Raw genomic sequence first — 23,173 nt, 5'->3', positions numbered from 1 at the left:
GCCTCCCTGTGGGGAGGTCCTCCTCAGTCGGTGCGGTCGAAGGGCACCGCGGAGTAGTGGCGCAGCTTCTGCAGCGAGTGCAGGCTCTCGATCGACCGGATGGTGCCCGAGCGCGACCGCATCACCAGGGACTGCGTGGTGCAGCCGCCGGCCCGGTACTGGACGCCACGCAGCAGCTCGCCGTCGGTGATGCCGGTGGCCACGAAGAAGACGTCACCGCGGACCAGGTCGTCGATGTGCAGCACCCGGTCGAGGTCGTGGCCGGCGTCGAGCGCCTTCTGCCGCTCGTCGTCGTCCTTGGGCCACAGCCGGCCCTGCAGCGCCCCGCCCATGCACTTGAGCGCGCAGGCGGCGATGATCCCCTCCGGGGTGCCGCCGATGCCGAGCAGCAGGTCGACGCCGGTGCCCTCGCGGGCGGCGGCGATCGCGCCGGCGACGTCGCCGTCGGTGATGAACTTGATCCGCGCACCGGCCTCGCGGACCTCGTGCACCAGCTGCTCGTGCCGGGGGCGGTCCAGGATGCAGACGGTGACGTCCTCGGACGCGGACCTCTTGGCCTTCGCCACCCGCTGGATGTTCTCCGCGACCGGGACGGTGATGTCGACGACGTCGGCCGCGGCCGGGCCGGTGGCCAGCTTCTCCATGTAGAAGACCGCCGACGGGTCGTACATGGCCCCGCGGTCGGCCACCGCCATCACCGCGATCGCGTTCGGCATGCCCTTGGCCATCAGCGTGGTGCCGTCGATCGGGTCGACCGCCACGTCGCACTCGGGACCCTTGCCGTCGCCGACCTGCTCGCCGTTGTAGAGCATCGGCGCCTCGTCCTTCTCGCCCTCGCCGATGACCACGACGCCGTTCATGCTCACCGTGCCGATGAGCGCGCGCATCGCGTCGACCGCCGCGCCGTCACCGCCGTTCTTGTCCCCGCGGCCCACCCAGCGGCCGGCCGCCATCGCCGCGGCCTCGGTGACGCGCACCAGCTCGAGCGCCAGGTTCCGGTCGGGGGCGGGGCGGTCGGAGCGGAAGCTGCTCCCCGCGCGGGTGGGGCCTTCGGGGAGGGGCAGGGACACGGGACCTCCTGGTTCGACCACCGGTCGGTGGTGCCCCACCCGACGGTCGTACCCGGCCGGCGGGGCGGCCGGCGGGGCCGCGCGGGCGCGGGGCAGCGGGGCTGGGGAGTGGTGCTGCGATCCTAGGGGTATGACCGGACCCGGCCCGACGAGCCAGCGCCCCCAGGAGTCGGCCCCGACGCCGCCCTCCTCGCCCGCGGTCCAGCGGGCGAACCGGATGAGCGCGGCCAACATGATCCGGTCGCTGGCCCCGCTGGTGCTCATCTGCCTGCTGATCGTCGCCTGGGTGAGTTTCCGGCAGTCGGCGGTGGAGCCCGTCCGCGGTATCGACCCGACCAGCACCGTGCAGCTGGCCGCCGCCCGCGCCTCCTATCCGCTGGTCGTGCCGACCGCGCTGCCCGACGGCTACCAGCCGACCAGCGCCCGGACCGACGCCGGCCAGGCCGAGGCGGGCGACCCGGTCACCCTCGAGATCGGCTACCTCACGCCGGCGGAGGAGTTCGCCGGCTTCGTGGTCAGCGACGACGCCCGGGTCGACGCGGTCACCGGCGTCCTCGGCGGTGCGGAGGAGGAGGGCACGGTCGACCTCGACGGGGAGACGTGGACGCGCGGCACGACCCAGCGCGGGGAGACGGCGCTGTGGCGCGAGGCCGACGGGGTCACCGTGCTGGTCACCGGCTCGGCGGTGGACGACGAGCTGGAGACCGTGGCGGCCGGGGTGGAACCCTACACCGGCTGACCCGGCCCGCCTCCGTTGCGATCGCATGACGGAGGTCACGACCTGGTGTCCGTCCGGTGCCGCAGCGGTGCGTCGGCGGGCGCCGGCCTCCGGGCGGGGCGACGCTGAGCGCCCCGGCCGAGCACGGCACCCGTGACGGCCCCGGCCTGCGAGGAGCCTGGCGATGATCGGACGCGCCTGCAGCGGCGGCGACCACCGGCCACCGCCCGCGGGTGGGTCGTGCGCCTGCGGGATGGTCACGCGCATCCCGGCGCGGCGGCCGGAACCCGGGCCCACGGTGCGCGACCTGCTCGTGCGGTCGCTGGCCGGCGTCACCGACCCCGCCGAGACCGCCGACCGGTTGCTCGCGGCGCTCGCCGCAGCCGGCCTGGCGGTGGGGCCGGGCACGCGGCAGTCGGCCTGAGCCCGCCGGCTCAGCCGCGGTCGCGGTCCTCGGCCGGGGCGGCCGCCGACAGCCGTTCCCGGGCCCGGTCGAGCCAGTGCTGGCACAGCTCGGCCAGGTGCTCGCCGCGCTCCCACAGGGTGAGCGACTCCTCGAGGGTCAGCCCGCCGGCCTCGAGCCGGCGGACCACGTCGGCGAGCTCCTCGCGGGCCTGCTCGTAGGTGGTCGTGGGCTCGGCGGGGGTCTCGCTCATGGCTGGCCATCCTCCCTGGCGACGCGGACGGGCAGCCGGCCGCCCGCCACCCGCACCGAGAGCCGCTCGTCGTCGGCGACCTCGGCGGGGTCGCGGACCAGGGCGCCGTCGGCCCGCTGCACGACGGCGTACCCGCGCTCCAGCGTCGCGGCGGGGGAGAGGGCGGCCACCCGAGCGCGGGCGTGCTCGAGGTCGCGCTCGGCCCCCTCCAGCCGGTGGGTGAGCGTGCGCCGGGCGCGGGTGCGCAGCTGCTGCACGTCCTCCTCGCGGCCGTGCAGCAACCGGTCGGGCGAGGCCAGCACCGGCCGGCTGCGGACGCTCTCCAGCCAGCGCTCCTGCTGCTCCAGCCGGGCGGAGAGCAGGTGACGGGCGCGGGCGCGCAGCCCGTCGACCAGCCGGCGCTGCTCGCCGATCTCGGGCACCACCCGGTGCGCGGCGTCGGTGGGCGTGGCCGCACGGACGTCGGCGGCGTGGTCGACCAGCGTCGTGTCGGTCTCGTGCCCGACGGCGGTGACGACGGGGGTGCGGCAGACGGCGATCGCGCGCACCAGGCCCTCGTCGGAGAAGGGCAGCAGGTCCTCGACCGAGCCGCCGCCGCGCGCGATGACGATGACCTCGACGGCCGGGTCGGCGTCCAGCCGGCGCAGCCCGTCGATCACCGACGCCGCGGCGCTCGGCCCCTGCACGAGGCTGTGGTGGACGGCGAAGCGGACGGCCGGCCAGCGGCGGCGCGCGGTGACCAGCACGTCCCGCTCGGCGGCGCTGTCCCGCCCGGTGACCACCCCGACCACGGCGGGGGCGAACGGCAGGGGCCGCTTGCGGGCCGGGTCGAACAACCCCTCCGCGGCCAGCAGCCTGCGGATCCGCTCGATGCGGGCCAGCAGCTCACCGAGGCCGACGGCGCGGATCTCCGTGGCGCGCAGGGAGAAGGAGCCGCGCGCGATGTAGTAGTCCGGCCGGGCCCGCACGATCACCCGGGCGCCCTCGGTGAGCTCCAGCCCGGGCCGGTCGGCGACGTCGCGGGCGCAGGTCACCGGCACCGAGAGGTCGGCGGCCGGGTCGCGCAGGGTGAGGAAGACGGTAGCCGCGCCCCGCCGGGACAGCTGGGCGACCTGCCCCTCGACCCACACCTCACCCAGCCGGCCGATCCACTCGGCGACCTTGCGGGCCACCGTGCGGACCGGCCAGGGGGCTTCCGGGCTCGAGGGGGCGGTCATGCCCCGAGACTGCCAAACCGGTGCGACGTCCCCGTCAGCCCGCCTGCTCCTGCTCGATCTTCTCCAGGCGGTTGCGGAGCATCGTGAGGTACTGCGGGCGGGCCCGCGTCGCCTCCTCGTAGGAGAGCAGGTCGCGCACCGTCACCGGCTGGTAGCCGCGCAGCCGGCCACGCAGCTGGGCGATGGTCATGCTGTCGTAACCGTCGACCGGTGCCGCGCCCGGCTCCCCGCCGTCCCCGCCGCCGGTCGCCTCGGCCACCGGGGTGCCGCTCTCGTCGGTGGCCACCACGGTGTCGCTCCCGGCGTCCCCGGCGGGCGCGCGGTCCCCACCGTCCTCGCCGTCCGCGCCGCCGAGGGCGTCGTCCACCCGTTCGCCGCCGGGGGTGACGACCTCGTCGCCCCAGCTGGTCGTCCCGGCGCCGGGGGTCGCCTCGGCGACGCCTGTGCCGGGCCGGCTGTCCGCGTCGCTCGCCTCGCTGCCGAGGGCCTCGTCGACCCGTGCCTCATGGTCGGTCACCACGTGCGCGGCCGCGGTGGTTCGGGCCCCGGGACCGGTCTCGGGCGTCTCGGGCGCGGCCACGCCCTCGTCGGTCACCGTGCCCTCGACCGTCGCGATGCCGCCGTCCGGGGTGAGGACGTCGATGTCGGTGGCGACGTCGGCGGCGACGTCCTCACCCGGTGCGGCGTCGGCCTCGGTGACCGGGGCGGGGGACTCCGCGATGTCGTCGGCGTCGACGAGCCCGGCATCGGCGGTGCCGCCGTCGACCAGGGCGCTGTCGGGGGCGCCGTCGGCCTCGAGCAGGGCGGTCTCCAGGGCGTCCTCGGTGGTCAGCCCGGGCTCGACGAGCCGCAGGTCGGCGGCGGTGACCTCGTCGGTGATGTCCTGCAGCGCCTCGACGACCTCCTCGGGCGCCGGCTCCGGCGGCAGCCCGGAGACCTCGTCGTCGATGAGCGCGGCGACCTCCTCCGCGACCTCCTCGTCGGGGACGACGTCGGCCGCCCGGTCGAAGGCCGAGGTGCGCAGGCCGTTGCCGTTGGCCGAGGCCGGGAGGTCCTCGTCGAAGGTCGCCAGCCCGGGTTCCTGCTCGCCGCGCAGCCCGGTGAACACCTCGTCCCCGCGGGCCACCAGGCCGGTGTAGTGCTGCTGCAGTTTCATCGTGGCCTGCATGGCGAGGCCGATGACCCGCACCGGCAGCCCCGGCAGGGTCCGCGGCAGCCGGAGGACCTCGTCGAGCACGGTGGCGGTCAGGCCGGCCACGGCCCGGATGGCCTGGGGGATCTCACGCGACATGGGCCTCACCCTGCCCCAGAACGCCGTCCGCGACACCCCTGTCGGGTGCCGCTCCACCCGGACGTGGCCCACGTCTCGTCCCGGGGGCGCGGGCCGGCGCCCACCTACGATGGGAGGCATGGCTGACCCGCGCGGACGCGTCCTGCTCGCCGACCCCCGGGGCTACTGCGCCGGCGTGGACCGGGCGGTGGTCGCGGTCGAGCGGGCACTGGAGATCCACGGCGCCCCGGTGTACGTCCGCAAGCAGATCGTCCACAACAAGCACGTCGTCGCCACCCTGGAGCGGCGCGGGGCGGTCTTCGTCGATGAGACCGACGAGGTGCCGGAGGGCTCGGTCGTCGTCTTCAGCGCCCACGGGGTCTCCCCGGCGGTGCACGAGGAGGCGGCGAACCGGCAGCTGAAGACCATCGACGCGACCTGCCCGCTGGTGAGCAAGGTGCACCAGGAGGCCAAGCGGTTCGCCAAGGAGGACTACGACATCCTCCTCATCGGCCACCGCGGCCACGAGGAGGTCGAGGGCACCGCCGGCGAGGCTCCGGCGCACATCCAGCTCGTGGACGGCGCCGAGGACGTCGACCGCGTGCAGGTGCGCGACCCCGAGAAGGTCGTCTGGCTGTCGCAGACCACGCTGTCGGTCGACGAGACCCTGGCGACCGTCGACCGGCTCAAGACCCGGTTCCCCGGCCTGCAGTCCCCGCCCAGCGACGACATCTGCTACGCCACGCAGAACCGGCAACAGGCGGTCAAGCAGATGGCCGGCCAGTGCGACCTGGTGATCGTCGTCGGCTCGACGAACTCGTCGAACTCGGTGCGCCTGGTGGAGGTGGCGCTGGAGGCCGGCGCCCGCGCCGCGCACCTGGTCGACTTCGCCTCCGAGATCGACCCCGCCTGGCTCGAGGGCGTGGCGACCGTCGGGGTGACCAGCGGCGCCTCGGTGCCGGAGGTCCTGGTCGGCGAGGTGCTCGACTTCCTGGCCGAGCGCGGCTATCCCGACGTCGGGACGGTCAAGGCCGCCGAGGAGAGGCTGGTCTTCGCGCTGCCGCACGAGCTGCGGGTCCGCCGGGGCGAGCCGGCCGCCGACCCCGCCTGAGCTGAGCCGGGCGGCTCCGGCGGGTCCTAGGACCCTCGCCGTCCCCACCCGGCAGCGCCACGATGCCCCCGCAGTGTCGTCGCTCGCCCGGGAGGGGATCGCCATGACCAGCAGCCAGGCCACCACCGGCTCGGCGACCGCGACGGACAACGCCGCGACCGTCGCCGGCATCTACGCCGCGTTCGGCCGGGGGGACGTGCCGGCGATCCTCGGCGCCCTCGCCGACGACGTCCGCTGGGAGGACTGGGCGGACAACTCGGCGCAGCGCGCCGGTGTGGCGCACATGGTGCCGCGGCGCGGGCCGGCCGAGGTCGCCGCGTTCTTCCAGGTGGTCGGGTCCTGGACGATGGAGCGGTTCGAGGTCCTCGACCTGATCGGGAACGGCCGGCAGGTCGTCGGGGAGATCAGCCTGGCGGCGCGGCTGCCGGACGGGACGCGGCTCGAGGACGAGGAGCTGCACCTCTGGACGTTCGACGACGCCGGGCGGGTGACCCGCTTCCGGCACTACGTCGACACGGGCAAGCACATCGCGGTGACCGGCGGGACGGCTCCGCGGGGGGAGTGACTCCCCGGCGGCTCAGCGGCGGGCGGCCCAGCGGACGAGCGCGAGCGCCAGGGAGGCGCCGGTCGCGATCGCCATCGCCGGGAAGCCACGGATGAGCAGCGTGGCGACCGCCGCGAGGTTGAACGTCGAGAGCACCGTGCTGGCGGCGACGCCGGAGACGATGAACACCAGGGGCGGGGCGATGACGGTGCTCACCAGGTCGCTGCGGCGGACCAGCAGCGTGGCCAGGACGCTCGAGGTGGTCAGCGCGACCAGCGAGATGAAGCCCAGCCCGCCGCCGAGGTAGAGGTCCGCGGCGGTGCCGGCGAGGGTGACGAGCAGGACCACCGTGACCGCGGCCCAGCCGCGCAGCTTGCCCTGCTCGGGCTGCGGGGCACCCCGGCCGGCGGCGCGCGCCTCGGCCGGACGGGCACCTCGGCGCCGGCCGTCGGCGGAGTCGCGGCCATCCGCCCGACGGTCGTACTCCACCGGTCGACTGTCCTCCAGGGCATCGTCGAGCTCCACCGGGATGCTGCGCTCGACCGGACGGACGGCCGCGGCGGCGCGGGCCGGCGCCGGCCGGGGCGGCATCGGTGCACGGGCGACCGGCGGGCGGGTCGAGGAGAGCTCGTCGTCCGCGGCCCGCGCGCGTCCGGCGCGGACCAGGTGCTCGGGCAGCGGCGGGATGTCGGTGGACCGCATCCGCGGCGCCGGGCGCGGGGGCACCGGCGGGCGGGCGATGCGCGGACCGTCGGCCGCCTCCGGGCGGGGCGACCGGGGGTTGGAGCGCCGTTCCCGGCGTGCTCCGGTCTCCCGCCAGGTGTCGGCCGTGCTCGCCGAGGCCATGGCGCACCTCCCCGTCTCCTCGCCGTGGACCTCCCGGAAGAGGCCCGCTGTCGAAGACGACGGTAGCTACGCCGACCGTGCTGGCGCGTGAGGACGGCACCGATCCAGGGTGTGCAGAAGTGCCAAAACCTCCGCCCCGATCGAGCACCCCGTGGAACGGCCGGTGCGGCTGTGACGAACCGGTGCTGCAGGGGTGCCTGGGGCGACCGCGGCCGCTCCGGGTCAGCCGGTCGTGCCGTCGCGCTCGTGATCGACGGCCGGGATCCCCGGGGCGGGCGGCGGCAGCTCGGCCGGTCGCAGGGTGCGGACCGTCGCCTCCACCGGCTGGGGTTCCGGCACCGGGGTCTCGGCCACGCCCAGGTCGTCGAAGCGGCGCGCGGCGACCAGCACGGAGCTCTCGTAGGAGCCGACCGTCTCGTTGTAGCGGGCCGTCGCCGAGCTCAGCGCCGATCCCAGCCGGGTGAGGTGACCCGACAGCGTGGTCAGACGGGCGTGCAGCCGGCGGCCGACCTCCAGCACCTGGTCGGCGTCGCGGGCCAGCCGCTCCTGCCGCCAGGAGTAGGCGACCGTGCGCAGCAGCGCGAGCAGCGTGCTGGGGGTGGCCAGGACGATGTCGCGGGCGAATCCGTACTCGAGCAGCCCGGGCTCCGCCTCCAGCGCGGTGGTGAGGAACCCGTCGGAGGGGACGAACAGGACGGTGAACGGCGCCGCGGGGCGGAACGCCGTCGGGTAGCGGCGGGCGGCGAGCGCGTCGACGTGGGTGCGCAGCTGGCGGGCGTGCGCGGCGACCCGCTCGGTGCGGACCGCGACGTCCTCGGCCTGGACCGCCTCGATGTACCCGGTGAAGGGCACCTTCGCGTCGACGATCACCTGGCGCCCGTCGGCCAGGGTGACGACGAGGTCGGGCCGGACGCCGGCGCCGGCGTCGTTGGTGCTGCTCGGCTGCTCGACGAAGTCGCAGTGCTCGAGCAGGCCGGCCACCTCGACGACCCGCCGCAGCTGCACCTCGCCCCAGCGCCCCCGCACGTGCGGGGTGCGCAGCGCCGTCACCAGCGCGGCGGTCTCCTGCCGCAGCATCGACGACGCCTGGCCCACGGTGCCCATCTGCTCCCGGAGCTCACCGTGCGCGGTGGCGCGGGCCCGCTCCATGCCGGCGAGCAGCCGGTGCATGTGGTCGAGGGACTCGTGCAGCGGCTCCAGCCCCTCCTCGGCCGGCCGGCGCCGGGCGACCAGCGCGACGACGCCGAGCGTGACCGCGGTGGCCAGCAGGGCGCCGAGGAGGAGACCGGTGAGCAGGGAGGCGGCGTGCACGGCGCGGAGCCTGCCGGACGGGTCCGACAGTTCCGTGGAGCCCCGCGGATCACGAGGCATAGGAAGCAATACCCACGTCAGGTGCCGGGGGACGTGGGTATTGCTTCCTATGCCTCAGTTCAGGCGGCGACGGGGGCGTGCGCCGCCTCGTGGTCGAGCAGCCAGCGCTTCACCGGCGTCCCCCAGCGGAAGCCGCCCAGCCCGCCGTCGGAGCCGAGCACCCGGTGGCAGGGGATGAACAGCGCCGCCGCGTTGCGGGCGCAGGCGTTGGCCGCCGCCCGCACCGCCGCCGGCCGCCCGCACCGCGCCGCGAACGCCGCGTAGGTGTCCGGTTCCCCGGCCGGGACGGTGCGCAGCACCTCCCAGGCGTCCTCGAGGAACGGCCCGGACCGCTGCCGGACCTCGACGTCGTCGATGGCGGCGACCGCACCGGAGACGAAGGCGTCCACGGCGTCGAGCACGGGCAGCCGGTCGGTCTCCTCGACCCAGGTCGGCCGCAGCGAGCGGTGCACGAGGGGCAGGAGGGCGGCGACGTCGTCGGTCCAGCCGCTGGCGAGGACGACGTCGCGGCCGTCGTGCTCCCGGGTGACCACGACGGTGAACGGCCCGGGTGGGGTGACCGTGGTGGCGAACCGGGCGGGCGGCGGGGTCATGAGGCGCTCCGATCGGAGAGGGGGCTGCGGGTGAAGAGGCTGGGGACGGCGAGCGCCCACAGGTGCACGACGGCGTAGGAGCGCCAGGGCCGCCACCGGGTCGCGGCGTCGGCGTCGGAGCTGCCGACCGCGGCCAGTGCGCGGCGGACGGCGAGGTCGCCGGGCAGCCACACATCGGGGTCGGCGAGCCCGCGCAGCGCGACCAGCGCCGCCGTCCACGGGCCGATGCCCGGCACCGCGCGCAGCGCCCGGGTCGCCTCCTCGCGGTCGGCGCCGGCGTCCAGGGGCACCGAGCCGTCGGCGAGGGCCGCGGCGAGGGCGTGCACCGTGCGCCGGCGGGACCCGGTCAGCCCGACCGCGGTCAGGTCGGCGCCGGCCAGCGCGGCCGCGCGGGGGAAGGCGTGGGTGAGCGTGCCGACCGGCTCGGGCAGCGGCGTGCCGGCCGCGGTGAGCAGCCGGGCGGTCAGCGTGCGGGCGCCGGCCACGGACACCTGCTGGCCGAGGACCGCCCGCACGGCGAGCTCGTCGGCGTCGGGGGAGGCGGGGACCCGGCGACCGGGCGCGCCGGCCACCACCCGGGCGAGGGCCGGGTCGGCGGACAGGACGTCGTCGACCGCGGCGGGGTCGGCGTCGAGGTCGAGCAGCCGCCGGCAGCGGGCCACCGCCACCCCGAGATCGCGCAGCCCGGTGAGCCGCAGCCGGGCGGTGACCGCCGGGCCGCCGTCGGCCGCGGGGGAGAGCCGGACGACGGCGGGCCCGTGCGGCAGGTCGAGCACGCGGGCGAACGTCGTCCCGTCCCACTCCTCGAGGCCGGGGACGGCGTGCGCGCCGAGGAAGAACAGCACCTCGGCCGCGTCGTAGGGGGCGCGGGCGGCCAGCCGCAGGGTGAGCTCGCCCGGTGCGCCGGCAGGCGCTCCCGGGGCGGTGCGGCGCAGTTCCGTCGGGGTGGCCGCGAAGACCTCGCGCACGGTGTCGTTGAACTGCCGGATGCTGGCGAACCCGGCGGCGAAGGCGACGTCGGCCAGCGGCAGCCCGGTGGTCTCGATGAGCAGCCGCGCGGTCTGGGCGCGCCGGGCGCGGGCGAGGGCGAGCGGGCCGACGCCGAGCTCGGCGACGAGCAGCCGGTGCAGCTGCCGCTCGGAGTAGCCGAGCCGGGCGGCCAGCCCCGGGATGCCGGAGCGCTCCACCTCGCCGTCGCCGATCAGCCGCATCGCCCGGGCCACGACGTCGGCGCGCACGTCCCACTCTGGGGAGCCGGGCACGGCGTCGGGCCGGCAGCGGCGGCAGGCGCGGTAGCCGGCGCCCTGGGCAGCGGCCGCGGTGGAGAAGAAGGAGACGTTGCGGGCCAGCGGGGTGCGCGCCGGGCAGGAGGGGCGGCAGTAGATGCCGGTGGTGGCGACCGCGGTGAAGAACCAGCCGTCGAACCGGGCGTCGCGGCTGGTGACCGCCCGGTAGCAGCGCTCGGGGTCGAGGGACCGCGTCATGGAGCGAGCATGGCAGTCGCGGGTGAGGGGTGACTGGCGGTTTTCGGACGTCGCCGTCGCCCTACCGGGGCCGGCCGTCGTCTCCCACCACCCGCAGGTGCGGGCCGGTGTGGACGTCGGCCCGGACGTCGTGCACCAGCGGCAGCCCGACCGCCCGCCGGACCCGGTTCTCCGGCACGTCGATCGCCAGCGCCAGCGCCGCCGCCAGCCGCTCGCTGACCATCCCGGAGTGCCGGCCGTGCGCGATGCGGGCGATGGTCTCGGGGGCGACGGCCCAGCGGGACCGGCGCGAGGCGTCCTCGGCGGTCTCGCACAGTTCCAGCAGTCGTCGCTGCACCAGGTGCTGCAGCTCGTTGGCGGCCACCCCGGCAAGGCTAGGTCGCCGCGGCCCCGCCAGACAGCCCCCCGCCGACGAGGACGCCGATCCCGTCGAGCAGCCGTGCCAGCCCGAACTCGAACGACTGCTCCGGGTCGTAGGCGCCGAGCTCCTCGCCGGCGACCGGGCCGACCTGGGCTCCTCGGTGCTCGGCCTGGCGATGCTGGTGGCGGCGGCGTTCGCGATCGGCTGGCGCCCGGGCGGCGGAGCCGAGCTGCTGGCCGCCGTCGGGCTGCTCCTCCTGCTGCGGCTGGCCTTCCTCTGGATGGGCGTCCACCTCGGCCTGCTGACCCGGGACCCGGCGACGGTGACGGCGGTGCAGATCCTGGTGTGGCCGTTCGCCATCCTGTCGAACGCCTTCGTCCCCGCGTCGACGATGCCCGGGTGGCTGGGGACGGTCGCCGAGTGGAACCCGCTGGCGGCCACGGTCACCGCCGTCCGGGACCTGTTCGGCCAGCCGGGGGACGCCGGAGGCGGCTGGGCCACCGAGCACGCGCTGCTGCTGGCCGTCGTCTGGCCGGTCCCGCTCACCGCGCTGTTCGCGGCGCTGAGCGTCCGGCGGTGGCAGACGCTGAGCCGGTGAGCGACCCGGTCGGTCGACCCCGCCCGTCCACCGACCGGTGGACGGCGGACCAGCGGTTCGGCGGTCCCGGCGCGACCGCCGCCCGGCGAGGGTCGTGTCATGACAGCGACCCAGCCGGCGCCCTCCCGCATCGGGACGGCGACCGAGGACCCACCGGCCGTGCGCGTGCGCGGGCTGGTCAAGCGCTACGGCGGCAAGGCCGTCGTCGACGGGCTCGACCTCGACGTCCGGCCGGGCGAGTGCTTCGCGCTGCTCGGCCCCAACGGCGCCGGCAAGACGACGACCATCGAGATCCTGGAAGGAGTCCGGCGCCGCGACGAGGGGACCGTGTCCGTGCTCGGCGTGGACCCCGCCGCCGGCAGCCGCGGCTGGCGCGCCCGGATCGGGGTGGTGAGCCAGGCCGAGTCGGCCGGCCAGGCCCTCACCGTCCGCGAGGCTCTCGACCACTTCGCCCGCTACCACACGGCGCCCCGGCCGACCGGTGAGCTGCTCGCCGTCACGGGTCTGGAGGAGAAGGCCGGCACCCGCGTGTCGGCGCTGTCCGGCGGGCAGCGCCGTCGACTGGCGGTGGCCCTGGGTGTCCAGGGGCGCCCGGAGGTGGTCTTCCTCGACGAGCCCACCACCGGCATGGACCCGGTGGCCCGCCGGCAGTTCTGGGAGCTCGTCCGCGGGCTGCGGGCCGGGGGTGTCACGGTGCTGCTCACCACGCACTACCTCGACGAGGCCGCCGAGCTCGCCGACCGCGTCGGCGTGATCGCCGACGGCCGGCTGGTGGACGTCGCTCCGCCGGCCGAGCTCGGCGCCGATCTGCGGCGCCGGGCGACCGTCAGCTGGCTCGAGGCGGGCGCCCGCCGCGAGGTCGGCACCGAGAACCCGTCCGCGGTGCTGCGCGACCTGCTCGCCGCGCACACCCGGGACGAGGTCCCCGGCCTCACCGTCACCCGGCCCGGCCTGGAGGACGTCTACCTCCAGCTCGTCGGCGCCGTCCCCACCCGAGCCGAGGAGTCGCTCCGATGACCGCCGTTCTGACCCCGTCGACCGTCCGTTCGACGCCGTCCACCCTGGCCGTCACGTGGGCGCGGATCGGCCTGGAGCTGCGGCTCTTCTCCCGTGAGCGGCAGCAGGTGGTGTTCTCGTTCGCCTACCCGGTCGTGATGATGGTGATCTTCGGCGCGGTGCTCGGCGGTGACGTGCTGCCCGGAGACGTGCCGTTCCCGCAGTACTTCCTGGCGGGCATCGCGGCGACCGGCATCATGCTGAGCAGCTTCCAGGCGGTCGGCACGTCGATCGTGACCGAGCGCGAGACCGGTCAGCTGGAGCGGCTGCAGCTGCTGGGCACGCCGCCGGTGGCCTACTTCGGCGGCAAGGCGGGGCAGGTGCTGGTGACCACGGCGGCCCAGCTCGCGCTCCTGCTGCCGGTCGCCCGGTACGGCTACGACGTGCCGATGCCGGTGGACCTGGCGCACTGGCTGACCTTCGGCTGGGTCGCGGTCCTGGGCGCCCTGGCCGGCACGGTGCTGGGCATCGCGGTCTCCGCCCTGCGGGGCAGCGCGACGTCGGTGACCACCGGCATCTCGGCGTTCGCGATCGTCCTGCAGTTCTTCTCCGGGGTGTTCTTCGCCTTCGGCGAGCTGCCCGGCTGGATGCAGCAGGTGGCCGCGGTCTTCCCGCTGAAGTGGATGACCCAGGGCATGCGCTCGGCGTTCCTGCCCGAGCAGGCGGCCGTGGCCGAGGCGGCCGGCAGCTGGGAGCACGGCCGGATCGCCCTGGTGCTGGGTGCATGGGTGATCATCGGTGCCGTGGTGTGCGTGCGCACGTTCCGCTGGCGCCGGGCCGACGGATGACCCCCTTCGTCGGGCCCCGGGCCGCCGTCGATCCTCCGCACGAGGAGGACGACGGCGGCCCGCCGCTGTCCGAGCGCGGGTGGCGGATCACGGTCGTCGGTCTGCACGTGGTCTTCGTGCTGCTGCTGGCGGTCGCGGTGGTCACCATCGGGCTCTCGCCGGTGGACGGCTCGAAGCCCGCGCTGCTGGCCGCGCTCGGTGTGCTCGCGGTCGCCTATGCGTTGCTCGGCGCGCCGGCCCTCACCAGCCGCGACCAGCGCCGGGCGACCGCCTACCTGGCGGTCCTGGTCCTGGTGTTCGGCGTGCTGGCCGCGCAGGAGCCGTCGCTGCTGTTCCTGCTGTTCCTCGGCTATGCGCAGGTGTGGTTCCTGTCCGAGTCGGTGCCTCGGGGCATGCTCTGGACGGTCGCCCTGGCCGCGGCGAGCACGATCGGCCCGTTCGTCGCCTGGTCGCGCGGCGACGAGCCGATCTCCGGTCCCGCGCAGACCCTCGTGGGCCTGGTCTTCAGCCTCGCGATGGGTCTGTGGGTCTTCCGCGTGCTGGAGCAGAGCCGGCAGCGGGCGCTGCTGATCCGCGAGTTGGAGCGGACGCGCGCGTCGCTGGCCGCCGCCGAGCGCGAGCGGGGAGTGCTCGCCGAGCGCGAGCGGCTGGCCAGCGAGGTCCACGACACCCTCGCGCAGGGCTACACCAGCATCGTGGTGCTGGCACAGACCGCGGCCGCCCAGCTGTCGGCCGACCCGGTCGCCGCGCGGGAGCGGTTGGCGCTGATCGAGGAGGTCGCCCGCGACAACCTGGCCGAGGCGCGGGCGGTGGTCGCCGCGTTCCGGCCGGTGGGCCTGGACGGCTCGACCCTCGTGGAGGCCCTGGAGAAGCTGGCGGACCGGTTCGCGCGGGAGACGGGCCTGGCGGTACGGGTCGACGTCGCGGCGCTGGGGGAGGGGGCGTCCCTGCGGCGGGACGAGGAGGTCGTGCTGCTGCGCGGGGCCCAGGAGGCGCTGACCAACGTGCGGCGGCACGCGGCGGCGTCGGCGGTGGTGGTCCGCCTGTCGCGGGTCGCCGGGCAGGTGTCGGTGCACGTGGAGGACGACGGCGTGGGGTTCGACCCGGCCGCGGCGCACGGCGCCGGGCTGGAGGGATTGCGCGGCCGGGTGGCGCAGGTCGGCGGCTCGATGGACGTCGCGTCGTCGCCCGGGGCGGGGACGCGGGTGACGGTGCGGGTGCCGGGCTCGTGACCATCAGGGTGCTGGTGGTGGACGACCACCCGGTGGTGCGCGGCGGGCTGGTGGGCTGGCTCGACGCGCAGGAGGACCTCACGGTCGTGGGGGAGGCCGGCGACGGGCTGCAGGCGCTCGCGCTGGTGGCGGCGGAGCGGCCGGACGTCGTCCTCATGGACCTGCGGATGCCGCGGATGGACGGCGTGACCGCGACGGAGCGGATCGGCGCCGCGCACCCCGGCGTCCGCGTGCTGGTGCTGACCACCTACGACACCGACGCCGACATCGTGCGGGCCGTCGCCGCCGGGGCGACCGGCTACCTGCTCAAGGACGCGCCGCTGCCGCAGCTGGCCGACGCCGTCCGGGCCGCGGCGCGCGGGGAGACGGTGCTGGCGCCGCCGGTGGCCGCGCGGCTGGTGTCGCACCTGCGGGCGCCGGCCGCGGAGGCGCCGACCGCGCGGGAGCTCGAGGTGCTGGCCGGGGTGGCGCGCGGGCTGACCAACGCCGACATCGGCCGGGAGCTGTTCATCGGCGAGGCGACGGTGAAGACCCACCTGCTGCGGGTGTTCGCCAAGCTCGGGGTGGACGACCGCACCCGGGCGGTGATGGTCGCCGTCGAGCGCGGGCTGCTGCCGGGGCCCGGGACCGCGTGACCGTCGTCGTCCGGGCCGCGCGGCCGGCGGATGCGGCCGTGCTGGCCGCGGTGAGCCGGGCCGCGATCGAGGAGTCGGCCGCCGGGCACTACACGCCGGCCCAGCTGGCGGTGTGGGCGGCCCGGCGGTCGGAGGCAGCGCACGCGCGGTTCGTGGAGACGACCACGGTGCTGGTGGCGGAGGTGGACGGTGTGGTGGCCGGGTTCGCCTCGGTCGCACCGGCGGCGGTCGACGGGCTGGTGCCCGGCGAGGTGGACCAGCTGTTCGTGGCGCCGTCGGCCGGTGGGCGGGGGGTGGCGCGGGCGCTGCTGACCGCGGTCGAGGCCGCCGCGCGGGCGGCGGGCCTGCCGGCTCTCGTGACGCACGCGTCGTGGCGGGCGGCGCCGGTGTTCGAGCGGCTGGGGTACCGGCGGGTCGAGGTGGAGAGCGTGACGCTGGACGGCGAGACGCTGACGCGGGCCCGGATGGTCAAGGAACTCGACTGAAGGCCGGGCCGGTCAGCTGGTCAGCCGGACCAGCACCTGCTCGTGGAGGCTGTTGTAGGCGAGGTACTCGAACTCGTGGCCGGTGCGGTCGATGAACTCCATGAACGCCTTGTGCTCGTGGTGTTCCCAGCCGGGGAAGTTGAAGTACTCGTCGAAGAGCAGGACCGTGCCCGCGACGAACCGGTCCTCGCCCTCGCGGAGGATGGTGACCGTCGAGCTGTAGAGGTCGGCGTCCATGTGCGCGAAGGCGATCGGGCCGGAGTGCTCGGCGAAGAAGCCGGGCAGGGTGTCCTCGAACCAGCCGACGTGCATGGTGGCGCCGGGGACATCGGGCACGTGCTGGGCGAATGCGCCCTTCGCGAAGCCGGTCCGCCAGTCCTCGGGGAGGCCCTCGAACGAGTCGAACCCGTGCGCCGGGCACCGCTTCGCCGTGACCCGGCGCAGGGTGTCGCCGGTGGCCACCCCGAACTCCAGGACGAGCCCGTCTGCCGGTGCCAGGTCGACCGAGTGGTCGAGCAGCTTGTACTTCGCCTCGAGCGGGGAGTCGCCGCTGAACGACAGGGCGGTGGGCATGTGCTGCTCGATGAAGTCGGCCGTGCGGCGCAGGGCGGCCCGCTGCCGCTCGTCGTCGATGCTGTACATGGACCGCACGTGGATGCTGTTGGCCTGCTGGAGCACCAGACGCACCAGCTCGTCTCCCCGGGCTTGCATGGGATCGACCCTAACCGCGGGACGACCGTCGCCCGGACCGTGTCGGGTCCGGCGTGGCGGGGCTCGTGCGCGCTGGAGTAGGGGGCCGTCCGGGGCCGTACCCTGGACTCCCGTGAGTCTCACCATCGGCATCGTCGGGCTTCCCAACGTCGGCAAGTCGACCCTGTTCAACGCGTTGACCAAGAACGACGTCCTGGCCGCGAACTACCCGTTCGCCACCATCGAGCCCAACGTCGGCGTGGTCGGCGTCCCGGACCCTCGCCTCCACAGGCTGGCGGAGATCTTCGGTTCGCAGAAGACCATCCCGGCGACGGTGTCGTTCGTGGACATCGCCGGCATCGTGCGCGGCGCGTCCGAGGGGGCCGGGCTCGGGAACAAGTTCCTGGCCAACATCCGCGAGAGCGACGCGATCTGTCAGGTCATCCGCGTGTTCACCGACCCGGACGTGGTGCACGTCGAGGGCAAGGTCAACCCGGCCGACGACATCGAGACGATCAACACCGAGCTCGTCCTCGCCGACATGCAGACGCTGGAGAAGGCGATCCCGCGGCTGGAGAAGGAGTCCCGGAAGGACAAGGAGCGGGCGGCTCTGCTGGCCGCTGCCCTCGACGCGCAGAAGGTGCTCGACGAGGGCCGGACGCTGTTCGCCGCCGGCGTCGACCCGGAACCGCTGCGCGAGCTGACCCTGCTGACGACGAAGCCGTTCCTCTACGTGTTCAACGTGGACGAGGAGGAGCTGACCAACGACGCGCTCATCGCGGAGCTGCGCGCCCTGGTCGCGCCGGCCGAGGCGATCCTCATGGACGCCAAGGTCGAGGCCGAGCTCGCCGAGCTGCCCGAGGACGAGGCCGCCGAGCTGCTGGCCGGCATCGGCCAGGACGAGCCCGGCCTGCACCAGCTGGCCCGCATCGGCTTCGCCACCCTCGGCCTGCAGACCTACCTGACCGCCGGGCCCAAGGAGTCCCGCGCCTGGACGATCCCGATCGGCGCGACCGCGCCGCAGGCGGCCGGCGTCATCCACACCGACTTCCAGCGCGGCTTCATCAAGGCCGAGATCGTGTCCTTCGACCAGCTCGTGGAGGCCGGGTCCATGCAGGAGGCCAAGTCCCGCGGCTGGGTGCGCATGGAGGGCAAGGACTACGTCATGCAGGACGGCGACGTCGTGGAGTTCCGTTTCAACGTGTGACCGGCCCTAGCGCCGGAGCTCAGCGGGTTGCTCAGTGGCCCCGGTCCACGTCCAGTCCGCACGATTCCGTGAGTAGGGCCTGTGCGGTGGCCCGCGTGCGGGCCCGGCGCTCGGCCAGAGGTGCGAGTAGGTCGACACGGTGGCGGACGTGCGGTTGAACCGCGCGACCTCTCATCGGTCCACGTGAGATGGCGGTGACGCGCCCGCCTACGCGTTCGTGACGGATGGGTGACGCGAACTGCCGACGATGGGCCTCGACATCGGAAGGCGCCCTTCCCAGGGGTCTGCCGTCCATGACTGCCTGGCTGATCACCGGAGGTCGCCGCCGTCACCAGTTCTCGTCCGTCCTCCAGCTTCGGGCCAGATCGCCCGGAGGAGCGCAACGGGTCGGTCAGGCGTTCGGAGGGACAGTGCAGTCTCCCTCAGCTGCTCCACGTCTCATGCCAGGTGCGGACTGCGCGCCTCCTCCCTGCCGAGAAGGGCGGTGGATGTCGAGTTCATCGATCGACGCACAACTGCCTCGCCACAGCGATCCAGGTCTGGCGCCATGGCACTGACTGCAATGGTGCCTGAGCCGGTACGGCGACGGGGAACTCGCGAGTAGACGAGCCATTCACGACGACAAGACCCCTGCGCGAGAGGTGTGACGCTGACGATGGAAGCCAAGGATCCCCTGACGAGTCTCGCGGTGGATGTCCCGTACCTCTCGGTCAGGACCCGCAACGCGCTCGCCGACAGCATCTTCTACGACGTCGGGAGCCTGACGGCCGAGGAGCAGGGGCAGCTGTCCCCGTTGAACGACCGCGAGGGCAGCATCGTGGTCGTGCCACCCAGCGGCAGAGGAAGGATCCGGCACTACCGGAGTGCCCTGCGCTTCATGCACGTCGAAGGTGACCAGATCCGGGCGCTGGCCGTGGCCGGGGTCGGCAGCTCGGTCGTGGGCACGGTCGCGCTGGCGCGCAACGTCGCCGACGCGATGGATTGCGACGTCGCCGGCGTGGTGACCGGTTACGGGCTCACCGATCTGGTCGCGGAGGCTCTGGGCGGCTGGTTCCTGTTCGGAGCCGCAGACAGAACGCGCATGCGGGTCGAACAAGTGGTGGAGACCTCGAGAAGCGTGCTGGGGGGCGTGCTGCCGGCGGCAGCGGTAGGACGAAACCCGCAAGCGGTCAGCCTCAGCGCCCGCCCGGGGCCGGACGTGGCGACCATCCTCGACATCCTCGTGGCCCGTCCCAAGAACCTGAACCTCGTGGTGGGGCACAGCAAGGGGAGTCTCATGCTCGACTACGCGATGGAGCAGTTCGTCCGCGACCTCGACGGCGACAGTCACCCTCTCTTCGACTCGTTGCACGTCGTGACGTTGGGGGCGGTCGTCGACTTCCCGGATCAGTTCAAGCACGTCAAGCAATTCATGGGTTCATGGGACTGGTTCGGCGGCCTGAACTCACGTCGTGGACTGGAGCGTTCGGTAGTACCGAAGGCCTGGCACCACCTCAATCGCAAACTCCCACATCATCTCGATGCGGTCGCGGTGCTGAAGGAGTATCTGGATGAGAACGGCCTGACGGCCAAGGCCGCGGTAGCAGTTGTGGACGGCTCGAAGCGCGCCGAACCGACTCCGGCACCGAGGGAACGACCTGCGGCGGAGGAGTGGTCGAAGGCCTGATCCCCACCCGGAGCCCTGGCCCGAACTCGTTGCTGGCCGCAGTTGGCTCTGCCTTGCCGCGGAGTAGGACAGCGCCCGTGGGGGCGGCCGCCTCGCGGCAGCCGTGTCGCGTCTTGGACGCCGCGACGCTCCCGCTGACTGCCGTGGCCCCCGATCGGCTTCTCCAGGGTCACCACGGTGTCGGTGTACCGGCGGGGACGTCGCCGATGCCGACCCCGACTGGGGAAGCTGGCACTACGACACGCCCGCGCCGGCCCTCGACCAACTCTTCTCGCTCATCCACGAGGCGGTGGTGACGTCCCAGGAAGTGGTGTAGCTGGTCGGAGGTCCTGAGCTCGTCGGCGAAGTGCTGGCGTGCGAGGGGCCACCGCGTGGATCTTCTGTGTGTTCCCGCCAAGGTTCACTCAGAGAAAGGCCACGCGATGGCCCTGGACCAGTCTGCCCTGCTCGAGCTCCTGGAGGCACTGAAAGCCGCCGACGTCGACGACCGCATCCGTGCCGCCACCGAGACGCTGTACCAGGCGTTGATCGAGGCCGAGCTGACCGCGGTGATCGGCGCCGGTCCGCACGAGCGCACCGAGTCCCGCACCGCCCAGCGCAACGGCTCCCGACCACGAACCCTGACCACCACGGCCGGAGATCTGGAGCTGCGGATCCCGAAGCTGAGCGCCGGCTCGTTCTTCCCCTCGCTGCTGGAGCCGCCGGCGGATCGACCAGGCGCTGTTCGCGGTGGTGATGGAGGCCTATCTGCACGGCGTCTCCACGCGGAAGGTCGATGACCTGGTGCGGGCGCTGGGCGCGGACACCGGCATCTCCAAGTCCGCCCGCGACCGGCGTCGATCTGCTGGCCGTGGGGCTTGGCGGCTCGCTTGTCACTTCAGGTTCAGGAGGCTCCGGGCTCTCGTCACCCAGTAGCGCGCCCGCTGCTCGCCGAAAAGCGTGCGGTCGATCTGGCTGTCCAGGCCGGCCTCGTGCAGCCGCAGTTGGCGATGCTCGGTGGCCGAGTACTCGTCCAGCCGCGACATCGGCCCGCGTGTCCGGTGGTGGAGGTTGAGCGGCTCGCCGTCGCGGCCGATCGGCGGGCGGCCGTCGAGCATTCGCTGGAGGTTGCTGTCGTTCTGGTCCAGCAGCTTGTTGCGTTGCATGCCGAGCGGCGGGTCGTCGGCTAGGCGGCCCTCGTAGCCGCGGTCCGTGAGCTTTCCGCCCGCCGGGCCCGTGACCGTCCGCGGGTCGCGGACGACCTTCAGCGGCGGTTCCCACGTCGAGTCGCCAGCGCGCTTACGCTCGAGCTCGGCCCGCGATCGCTTGAGGTCATTGCGTGCGGTCTTGGCCCGCAGCGTGGCCTTGGCCTGCGCCTTGCGGGCGTCGCGAAGCTCGCCTTCCGCCTTGTCCAGCGACCTTATTGCCCTCGCCTCGGCGCTCGCGGCCTTCTTGGCGTCGTTGCGGGCCTGCGTGGCCTGCTTCGCCGGGTCGGAACCGCGCTTGGCGCCCTCGGCCCTGGCTTGCGCCTGCTCGGTCGCCTTCTGCGCGCGCTCCGCCTCGGCCCGGGCGTCCGCGTACCGCTGCCGGCCGGTCGCGACAGCGCGCTCCGACTGCTCCACGCGGCGATGAGCCTCGCGCACTGCTCGCGTGGCGTCGCTCACCTTTTCCTGGCGGCGGACGACAACCCCCTCCTGCTTGGCCACCGGGTCGGCCGAGGCCGGCGCGGGCCGGTCCGAGGCGGACTTCGCGGGGAGCTGCTTCATCGGCGAGGCCGTCGTCGCCGTGGTGGCCGGCTCGTCGCGCGCCGTGGCGCGGGGCGGGGCCGCCCTCGTCACGGGCTCGTCGCCCGTCTTCGATTTCCCGCCCCCAAAACCTTGTGAGGCGGCGCGACTCCTCGGCGGTGCCCTGAAGGACTGGCGCAGCCCACCCGCAACGCCGGCAACAAGCACCATGATTCCCCGAAGTCGGAGGGCATCGCTCGCGTATTCGTTGATCTGATCGAGAGTCAGGCTCTTCTTATGCTGTTCGGCTGCCGACAGGATGTGGTGGACGTCGACGACGGCACTCACCATGGCCGCCGCTTGACTGTATTGCCGTTGGTACTCACTGCATTTGTCGTCCGGGACATGGCGTGCGCAGCCACCCATATTGTCAACGAAGTTGTTCACAAGGTTGTACTTGTCAGCCCAATAGAGCGTCCAGATTCGGAGAACCTGACGCTTCCCCAAACCATGGTCTGGTGTCGAGATCGCTTGGATCAGGGCCGCCTTGCGTCCGCCACGCCAGAAGGCGTCTATCTGAGAAGCATCTCCTCCGGAGAGATTCGCTCGCCACCACGCATCGTTCACTTCAGCCGCGCCCTCGAGGCGAACCTGGCGTGTCGACTCGTAATACGCGCGTTCAGCTTCACGCTCCTTGTCATCTCGCTGCAGCCGTCGCACCGTGCGGTCGTGACCGGCGCCGAGAAGACGGTTGACGGCCGCGTTGCCCGCCTGGCGCTGAAGTGCCAACACATGCTCGACCGTGGGAGGTTTCGCGACAGGCTCGCGGCGCTGGGCCTCTCGTGGACTCGCCGCAGACTCGCGTCCGATAGCGCGGCTGGTCCGCATCTCATCTCCTCGTTAAAGTGCGCAGAGATTTTCCCATATTCAGGCAGCGGAGGGAACCGTCTGGTACGCCGAGCGGAGGCCCGCCCAGCGGACCTTGAGGTACCAGCTCGACGTCGTCAACGGTCTTCCAGGGTCCGCGGCGGCGGATGAGTTTCGGTCTCAACAGGCCGCTGGAACTCGGCCAGGGCGTTGCTCAGCGCGTCACCGACGCTGCCGACGCTGGGTGCGACGCCGGCCGTGGCAAGCCGTTCGGTAAACGCGATTGAGGTGACTGGACGGATTGTTGCCTCTCCGTCGACTGACGGTGGTCTTCCACCTGCTTCGTGGCTGACGCGACAGCCGGCCCCGTTCGGTCGGCTGCTCGAGCGAGCGGGGGCGCCCTGGGGCTGTCCCCGGCTACCCTTCTCGACCCGAGGGTGCCGCTGCTTCAACGGTCCGTCAGTTCCAATACGGCGAGCAGGTCGAGGAACCAGCCGGGTGGCACCTCGGTCATGCGCCCGCCACGGCGGCGGCGATGGCCTTGTCGTGATTCCGGGGTCGGTCATATCGCGACCTTGGGGCAGAGACAGACATAAGTAGGGAGTGCTGTGGCCGCGGTGTGGTCGCGCACTGCCCGTCACACGGGCCGACTGAACCGCCCCGGGCTCAGTGGAGGCTCGGTTCTGCCGGTAGGTCCTCGGTGAGGCCGGCGATCGAGCGGCAGCATCGGTCCTCGAACTCGACCGGTGGGATGTCGCCGCAGGCGCCGTGCAGCCGGCGGTGGTTGAACCAGTCGACGTACTCCAGGGTGGCCAGCTCGACATCGTCGAGGCCCTTCCACGGGCCGCGGCGGCGGCGTTGTCGTAGGAGTCGCCCCTGCTGCCCACGGAGCGGACGGCCCCGGCGGCGTCGAGCCGGTCGGTGTAGCGCACGGACAGGTATTGCCTGGCCTCAACCGGTGGTTGCAACACCTGCCTGGTGCAGTGAGCGTAGGTGCTCGTCCAG

At 73.8% G+C, this 23,173-nt stretch carries 23 protein-coding genes and 2 pseudogenes; 13 read left to right on the top strand and 12 right to left on the bottom strand.

Annotated elements, in window-relative coordinates; translation table 11 throughout:
* Positions 1-23: 23 nt before the first annotated feature.
* The gene (gene glpX, locus MY526_RS20630; protein WP_436704963.1) at positions 24-1,070 is read right to left on the bottom strand and encodes a class II fructose-bisphosphatase; all 1,047 of its coding nucleotides are present in this window, start codon (positions 1,068-1,070) and stop codon (positions 24-26) included.
* 130 nt (positions 1,071-1,200) lie between these two features.
* Here glpX and MY526_RS20625 point away from each other — a divergent pair, with 130 nt between their 5' ends.
* Positions 1,201-1,809 (top strand): DUF4245 domain-containing protein, encoded by a 609-nt coding sequence (locus MY526_RS20625; RefSeq protein WP_436704962.1) that lies wholly within the window; start codon positions 1,201-1,203, stop codon positions 1,807-1,809.
* Positions 1,810-1,972: 163 nt separating this feature from the next.
* Positions 1,973-2,212 carry a hypothetical protein gene (locus MY526_RS20620; protein WP_436694841.1) on the top strand — a complete coding sequence of 80 codons (240 nt, stop codon included), beginning with the start codon at positions 1,973-1,975 and terminating at the stop codon, positions 2,210-2,212.
* Positions 2,213-2,222: 10 nt separating this feature from the next.
* On the opposite strand, the gene MY526_RS20615 is transcribed toward MY526_RS20620, so the two are convergent.
* Genes MY526_RS20615 through MY526_RS20605 form a run of 3 tightly spaced genes read right to left on the bottom strand, consistent with a single transcriptional unit; the run spans position 2,223 to position 4,952 of the window.
* Positions 2,223-2,444 carry an exodeoxyribonuclease VII small subunit gene (locus tag MY526_RS20615; protein WP_436694840.1) on the bottom strand — a complete coding sequence of 74 codons (222 nt, stop codon included), beginning with the start codon at positions 2,442-2,444 and terminating at the stop codon, positions 2,223-2,225.
* The gene (gene xseA / locus MY526_RS20610; RefSeq protein WP_436704961.1) at positions 2,441-3,661 is read right to left on the bottom strand and encodes an exodeoxyribonuclease VII large subunit; all 1,221 of its coding nucleotides are present in this window, start codon (positions 3,659-3,661) and stop codon (positions 2,441-2,443) included. The genes MY526_RS20615 and xseA overlap by 4 nt, the downstream gene beginning before the upstream one ends.
* Before the next feature lie 34 nt (positions 3,662-3,695).
* Complete coding sequence (locus MY526_RS20605) at positions 3,696-4,952, bottom strand: hypothetical protein (protein WP_436704960.1); 1,257 nt, start codon at positions 4,950-4,952, stop codon at positions 3,696-3,698.
* 118 nt (positions 4,953-5,070) lie between these two features.
* Here MY526_RS20605 and MY526_RS20600 point away from each other — a divergent pair, with 118 nt between their 5' ends.
* Both MY526_RS20600 and MY526_RS20595 read left to right on the top strand, forming a co-directional pair.
* Positions 5,071-6,042, top strand: a complete 972-nt coding sequence (locus tag MY526_RS20600) for a 4-hydroxy-3-methylbut-2-enyl diphosphate reductase (protein ID WP_436704959.1) — start codon at positions 5,071-5,073, stop codon at positions 6,040-6,042.
* Positions 6,043-6,145: 103 nt separating this feature from the next.
* The gene (locus MY526_RS20595; protein WP_436704958.1) at positions 6,146-6,607 is read left to right on the top strand and encodes a nuclear transport factor 2 family protein; all 462 of its coding nucleotides are present in this window, start codon (positions 6,146-6,148) and stop codon (positions 6,605-6,607) included.
* A gap of 12 nt (positions 6,608-6,619) precedes the next feature.
* On the opposite strand, the gene MY526_RS20590 is transcribed toward MY526_RS20595, so the two are convergent.
* The 5 genes from MY526_RS20590 to MY526_RS20570 all read right to left on the bottom strand — a co-directional run bounded on the left by MY526_RS20590 (position 6,620) and on the right by MY526_RS20570 (position 11,244).
* Entirely contained in the window at positions 6,620-7,432 is an 813-nt protein-coding gene (locus MY526_RS20590; protein WP_436704957.1) for a DUF6542 domain-containing protein, read from the bottom strand.
* A 222-nt stretch (positions 7,433-7,654) separates the two neighbouring features.
* The gene (locus tag MY526_RS20585) at positions 7,655-8,743 is read right to left on the bottom strand and encodes a DNA recombination protein RmuC (protein ID WP_436694834.1); all 1,089 of its coding nucleotides are present in this window, start codon (positions 8,741-8,743) and stop codon (positions 7,655-7,657) included.
* A 119-nt stretch (positions 8,744-8,862) separates the two neighbouring features.
* A complete protein-coding gene (locus tag MY526_RS20580; protein WP_436694833.1) occupies positions 8,863-9,396 on the bottom strand; it encodes a methylated-DNA--[protein]-cysteine S-methyltransferase in 534 nt (177 codons plus the stop codon).
* A complete protein-coding gene (locus tag MY526_RS20575) occupies positions 9,393-10,880 on the bottom strand; it encodes an AlkA N-terminal domain-containing protein (RefSeq protein ID WP_436704956.1) in 1,488 nt (495 codons plus the stop codon). Before MY526_RS20575 ends, MY526_RS20580 begins: the two co-directional genes overlap by 4 nt.
* Positions 10,881-10,941: 61 nt before the next feature.
* A complete protein-coding gene (locus MY526_RS20570) occupies positions 10,942-11,244 on the bottom strand; it encodes a hypothetical protein (RefSeq protein ID WP_436694831.1) in 303 nt (100 codons plus the stop codon).
* On the opposite strand from MY526_RS20570, the gene MY526_RS20565 reads away from it, so the two are divergent.
* From MY526_RS20565 to MY526_RS20540, 6 genes are all read left to right on the top strand, one after another.
* Positions 11,234-11,839: an ABC transporter permease gene (locus tag MY526_RS20565; protein WP_436704955.1), complete on the top strand. Its 606-nt coding sequence runs from the start codon at positions 11,234-11,236 to the stop codon at positions 11,837-11,839. The genes MY526_RS20570 and MY526_RS20565 overlap by 11 nt on opposite strands.
* 99 nt (positions 11,840-11,938) lie before the next feature.
* A complete protein-coding gene (locus tag MY526_RS20560; protein ID WP_436704954.1) occupies positions 11,939-12,856 on the top strand; it encodes an ABC transporter ATP-binding protein in 918 nt (305 codons plus the stop codon).
* On the top strand, positions 12,853-13,683 hold the full coding sequence (locus MY526_RS20555; protein WP_436694828.1) for an ABC transporter permease: 831 nt from the start codon (positions 12,853-12,855) through the stop codon (positions 13,681-13,683). The genes MY526_RS20560 and MY526_RS20555 overlap by 4 nt, the downstream gene beginning before the upstream one ends.
* Entirely contained in the window at positions 13,680-14,915 is a 1,236-nt protein-coding gene (locus MY526_RS20550; protein ID WP_436694827.1) for a sensor histidine kinase, read from the top strand. The genes MY526_RS20555 and MY526_RS20550 overlap by 4 nt, the downstream gene beginning before the upstream one ends.
* Positions 14,912-15,550 (top strand): response regulator, encoded by a 639-nt coding sequence (locus tag MY526_RS20545; protein WP_436694826.1) that lies wholly within the window; start codon positions 14,912-14,914, stop codon positions 15,548-15,550. The genes MY526_RS20550 and MY526_RS20545 overlap by 4 nt, the downstream gene beginning before the upstream one ends.
* Complete coding sequence (locus MY526_RS20540; RefSeq protein WP_436704953.1) at positions 15,547-16,035, top strand: GNAT family N-acetyltransferase; 489 nt, start codon at positions 15,547-15,549, stop codon at positions 16,033-16,035. The genes MY526_RS20545 and MY526_RS20540 overlap by 4 nt, the downstream gene beginning before the upstream one ends.
* A 12-nt stretch (positions 16,036-16,047) precedes the next feature.
* Here the strand turns inward: MY526_RS20540 and MY526_RS20535 are convergent, their stop codons facing one another.
* Positions 16,048-16,746, bottom strand: coding sequence for a class I SAM-dependent methyltransferase (locus tag MY526_RS20535; protein WP_436704952.1), 699 nt, complete (start codon positions 16,744-16,746; stop codon positions 16,048-16,050).
* 112 nt (positions 16,747-16,858) lie between these two features.
* Between MY526_RS20535 and ychF the strand changes: the two genes are divergently transcribed.
* From ychF to MY526_RS20520, 3 genes and pseudogenes are all read left to right on the top strand, one after another.
* Positions 16,859-17,932, top strand: coding sequence for a redox-regulated ATPase YchF (gene ychF / locus MY526_RS20530; RefSeq protein WP_436704951.1), 1,074 nt, complete (start codon positions 16,859-16,861; stop codon positions 17,930-17,932).
* A gap of 643 nt (positions 17,933-18,575) precedes the next feature.
* Positions 18,576-19,598, top strand: a complete 1,023-nt coding sequence (locus tag MY526_RS20525; protein ID WP_436704950.1) for a hypothetical protein — start codon at positions 18,576-18,578, stop codon at positions 19,596-19,598.
* A 422-nt stretch (positions 19,599-20,020) separates the two neighbouring features.
* Positions 20,021-20,432: pseudogene (locus MY526_RS20520) on the top strand (transposase); the annotation flags it as partial.
* Positions 20,433-20,470: 38 nt separating this feature from the next.
* On the opposite strand, the gene MY526_RS20515 reads toward MY526_RS20520, so the two are convergent.
* Positions 20,471-22,189, bottom strand: a complete 1,719-nt coding sequence (locus MY526_RS20515; protein ID WP_436704949.1) for an HNH/ENDO VII family nuclease — start codon at positions 22,187-22,189, stop codon at positions 20,471-20,473.
* 645 nt (positions 22,190-22,834) lie between these two features.
* Positions 22,835-23,173 (bottom strand): annotated as a pseudogene (locus MY526_RS20510) (IS3 family transposase); the annotation flags it as partial.

It is taken from the genome of Geodermatophilus sp. CPCC 205761, from assembly GCF_051383655.1.
Taxonomy (GTDB): domain Bacteria; phylum Actinomycetota; class Actinomycetes; order Mycobacteriales; family Geodermatophilaceae; genus Geodermatophilus.
The sequence above is the reverse complement of the archived record's forward strand: the minus strand, read 5'-3'. Positions and strand labels throughout refer to the sequence as shown.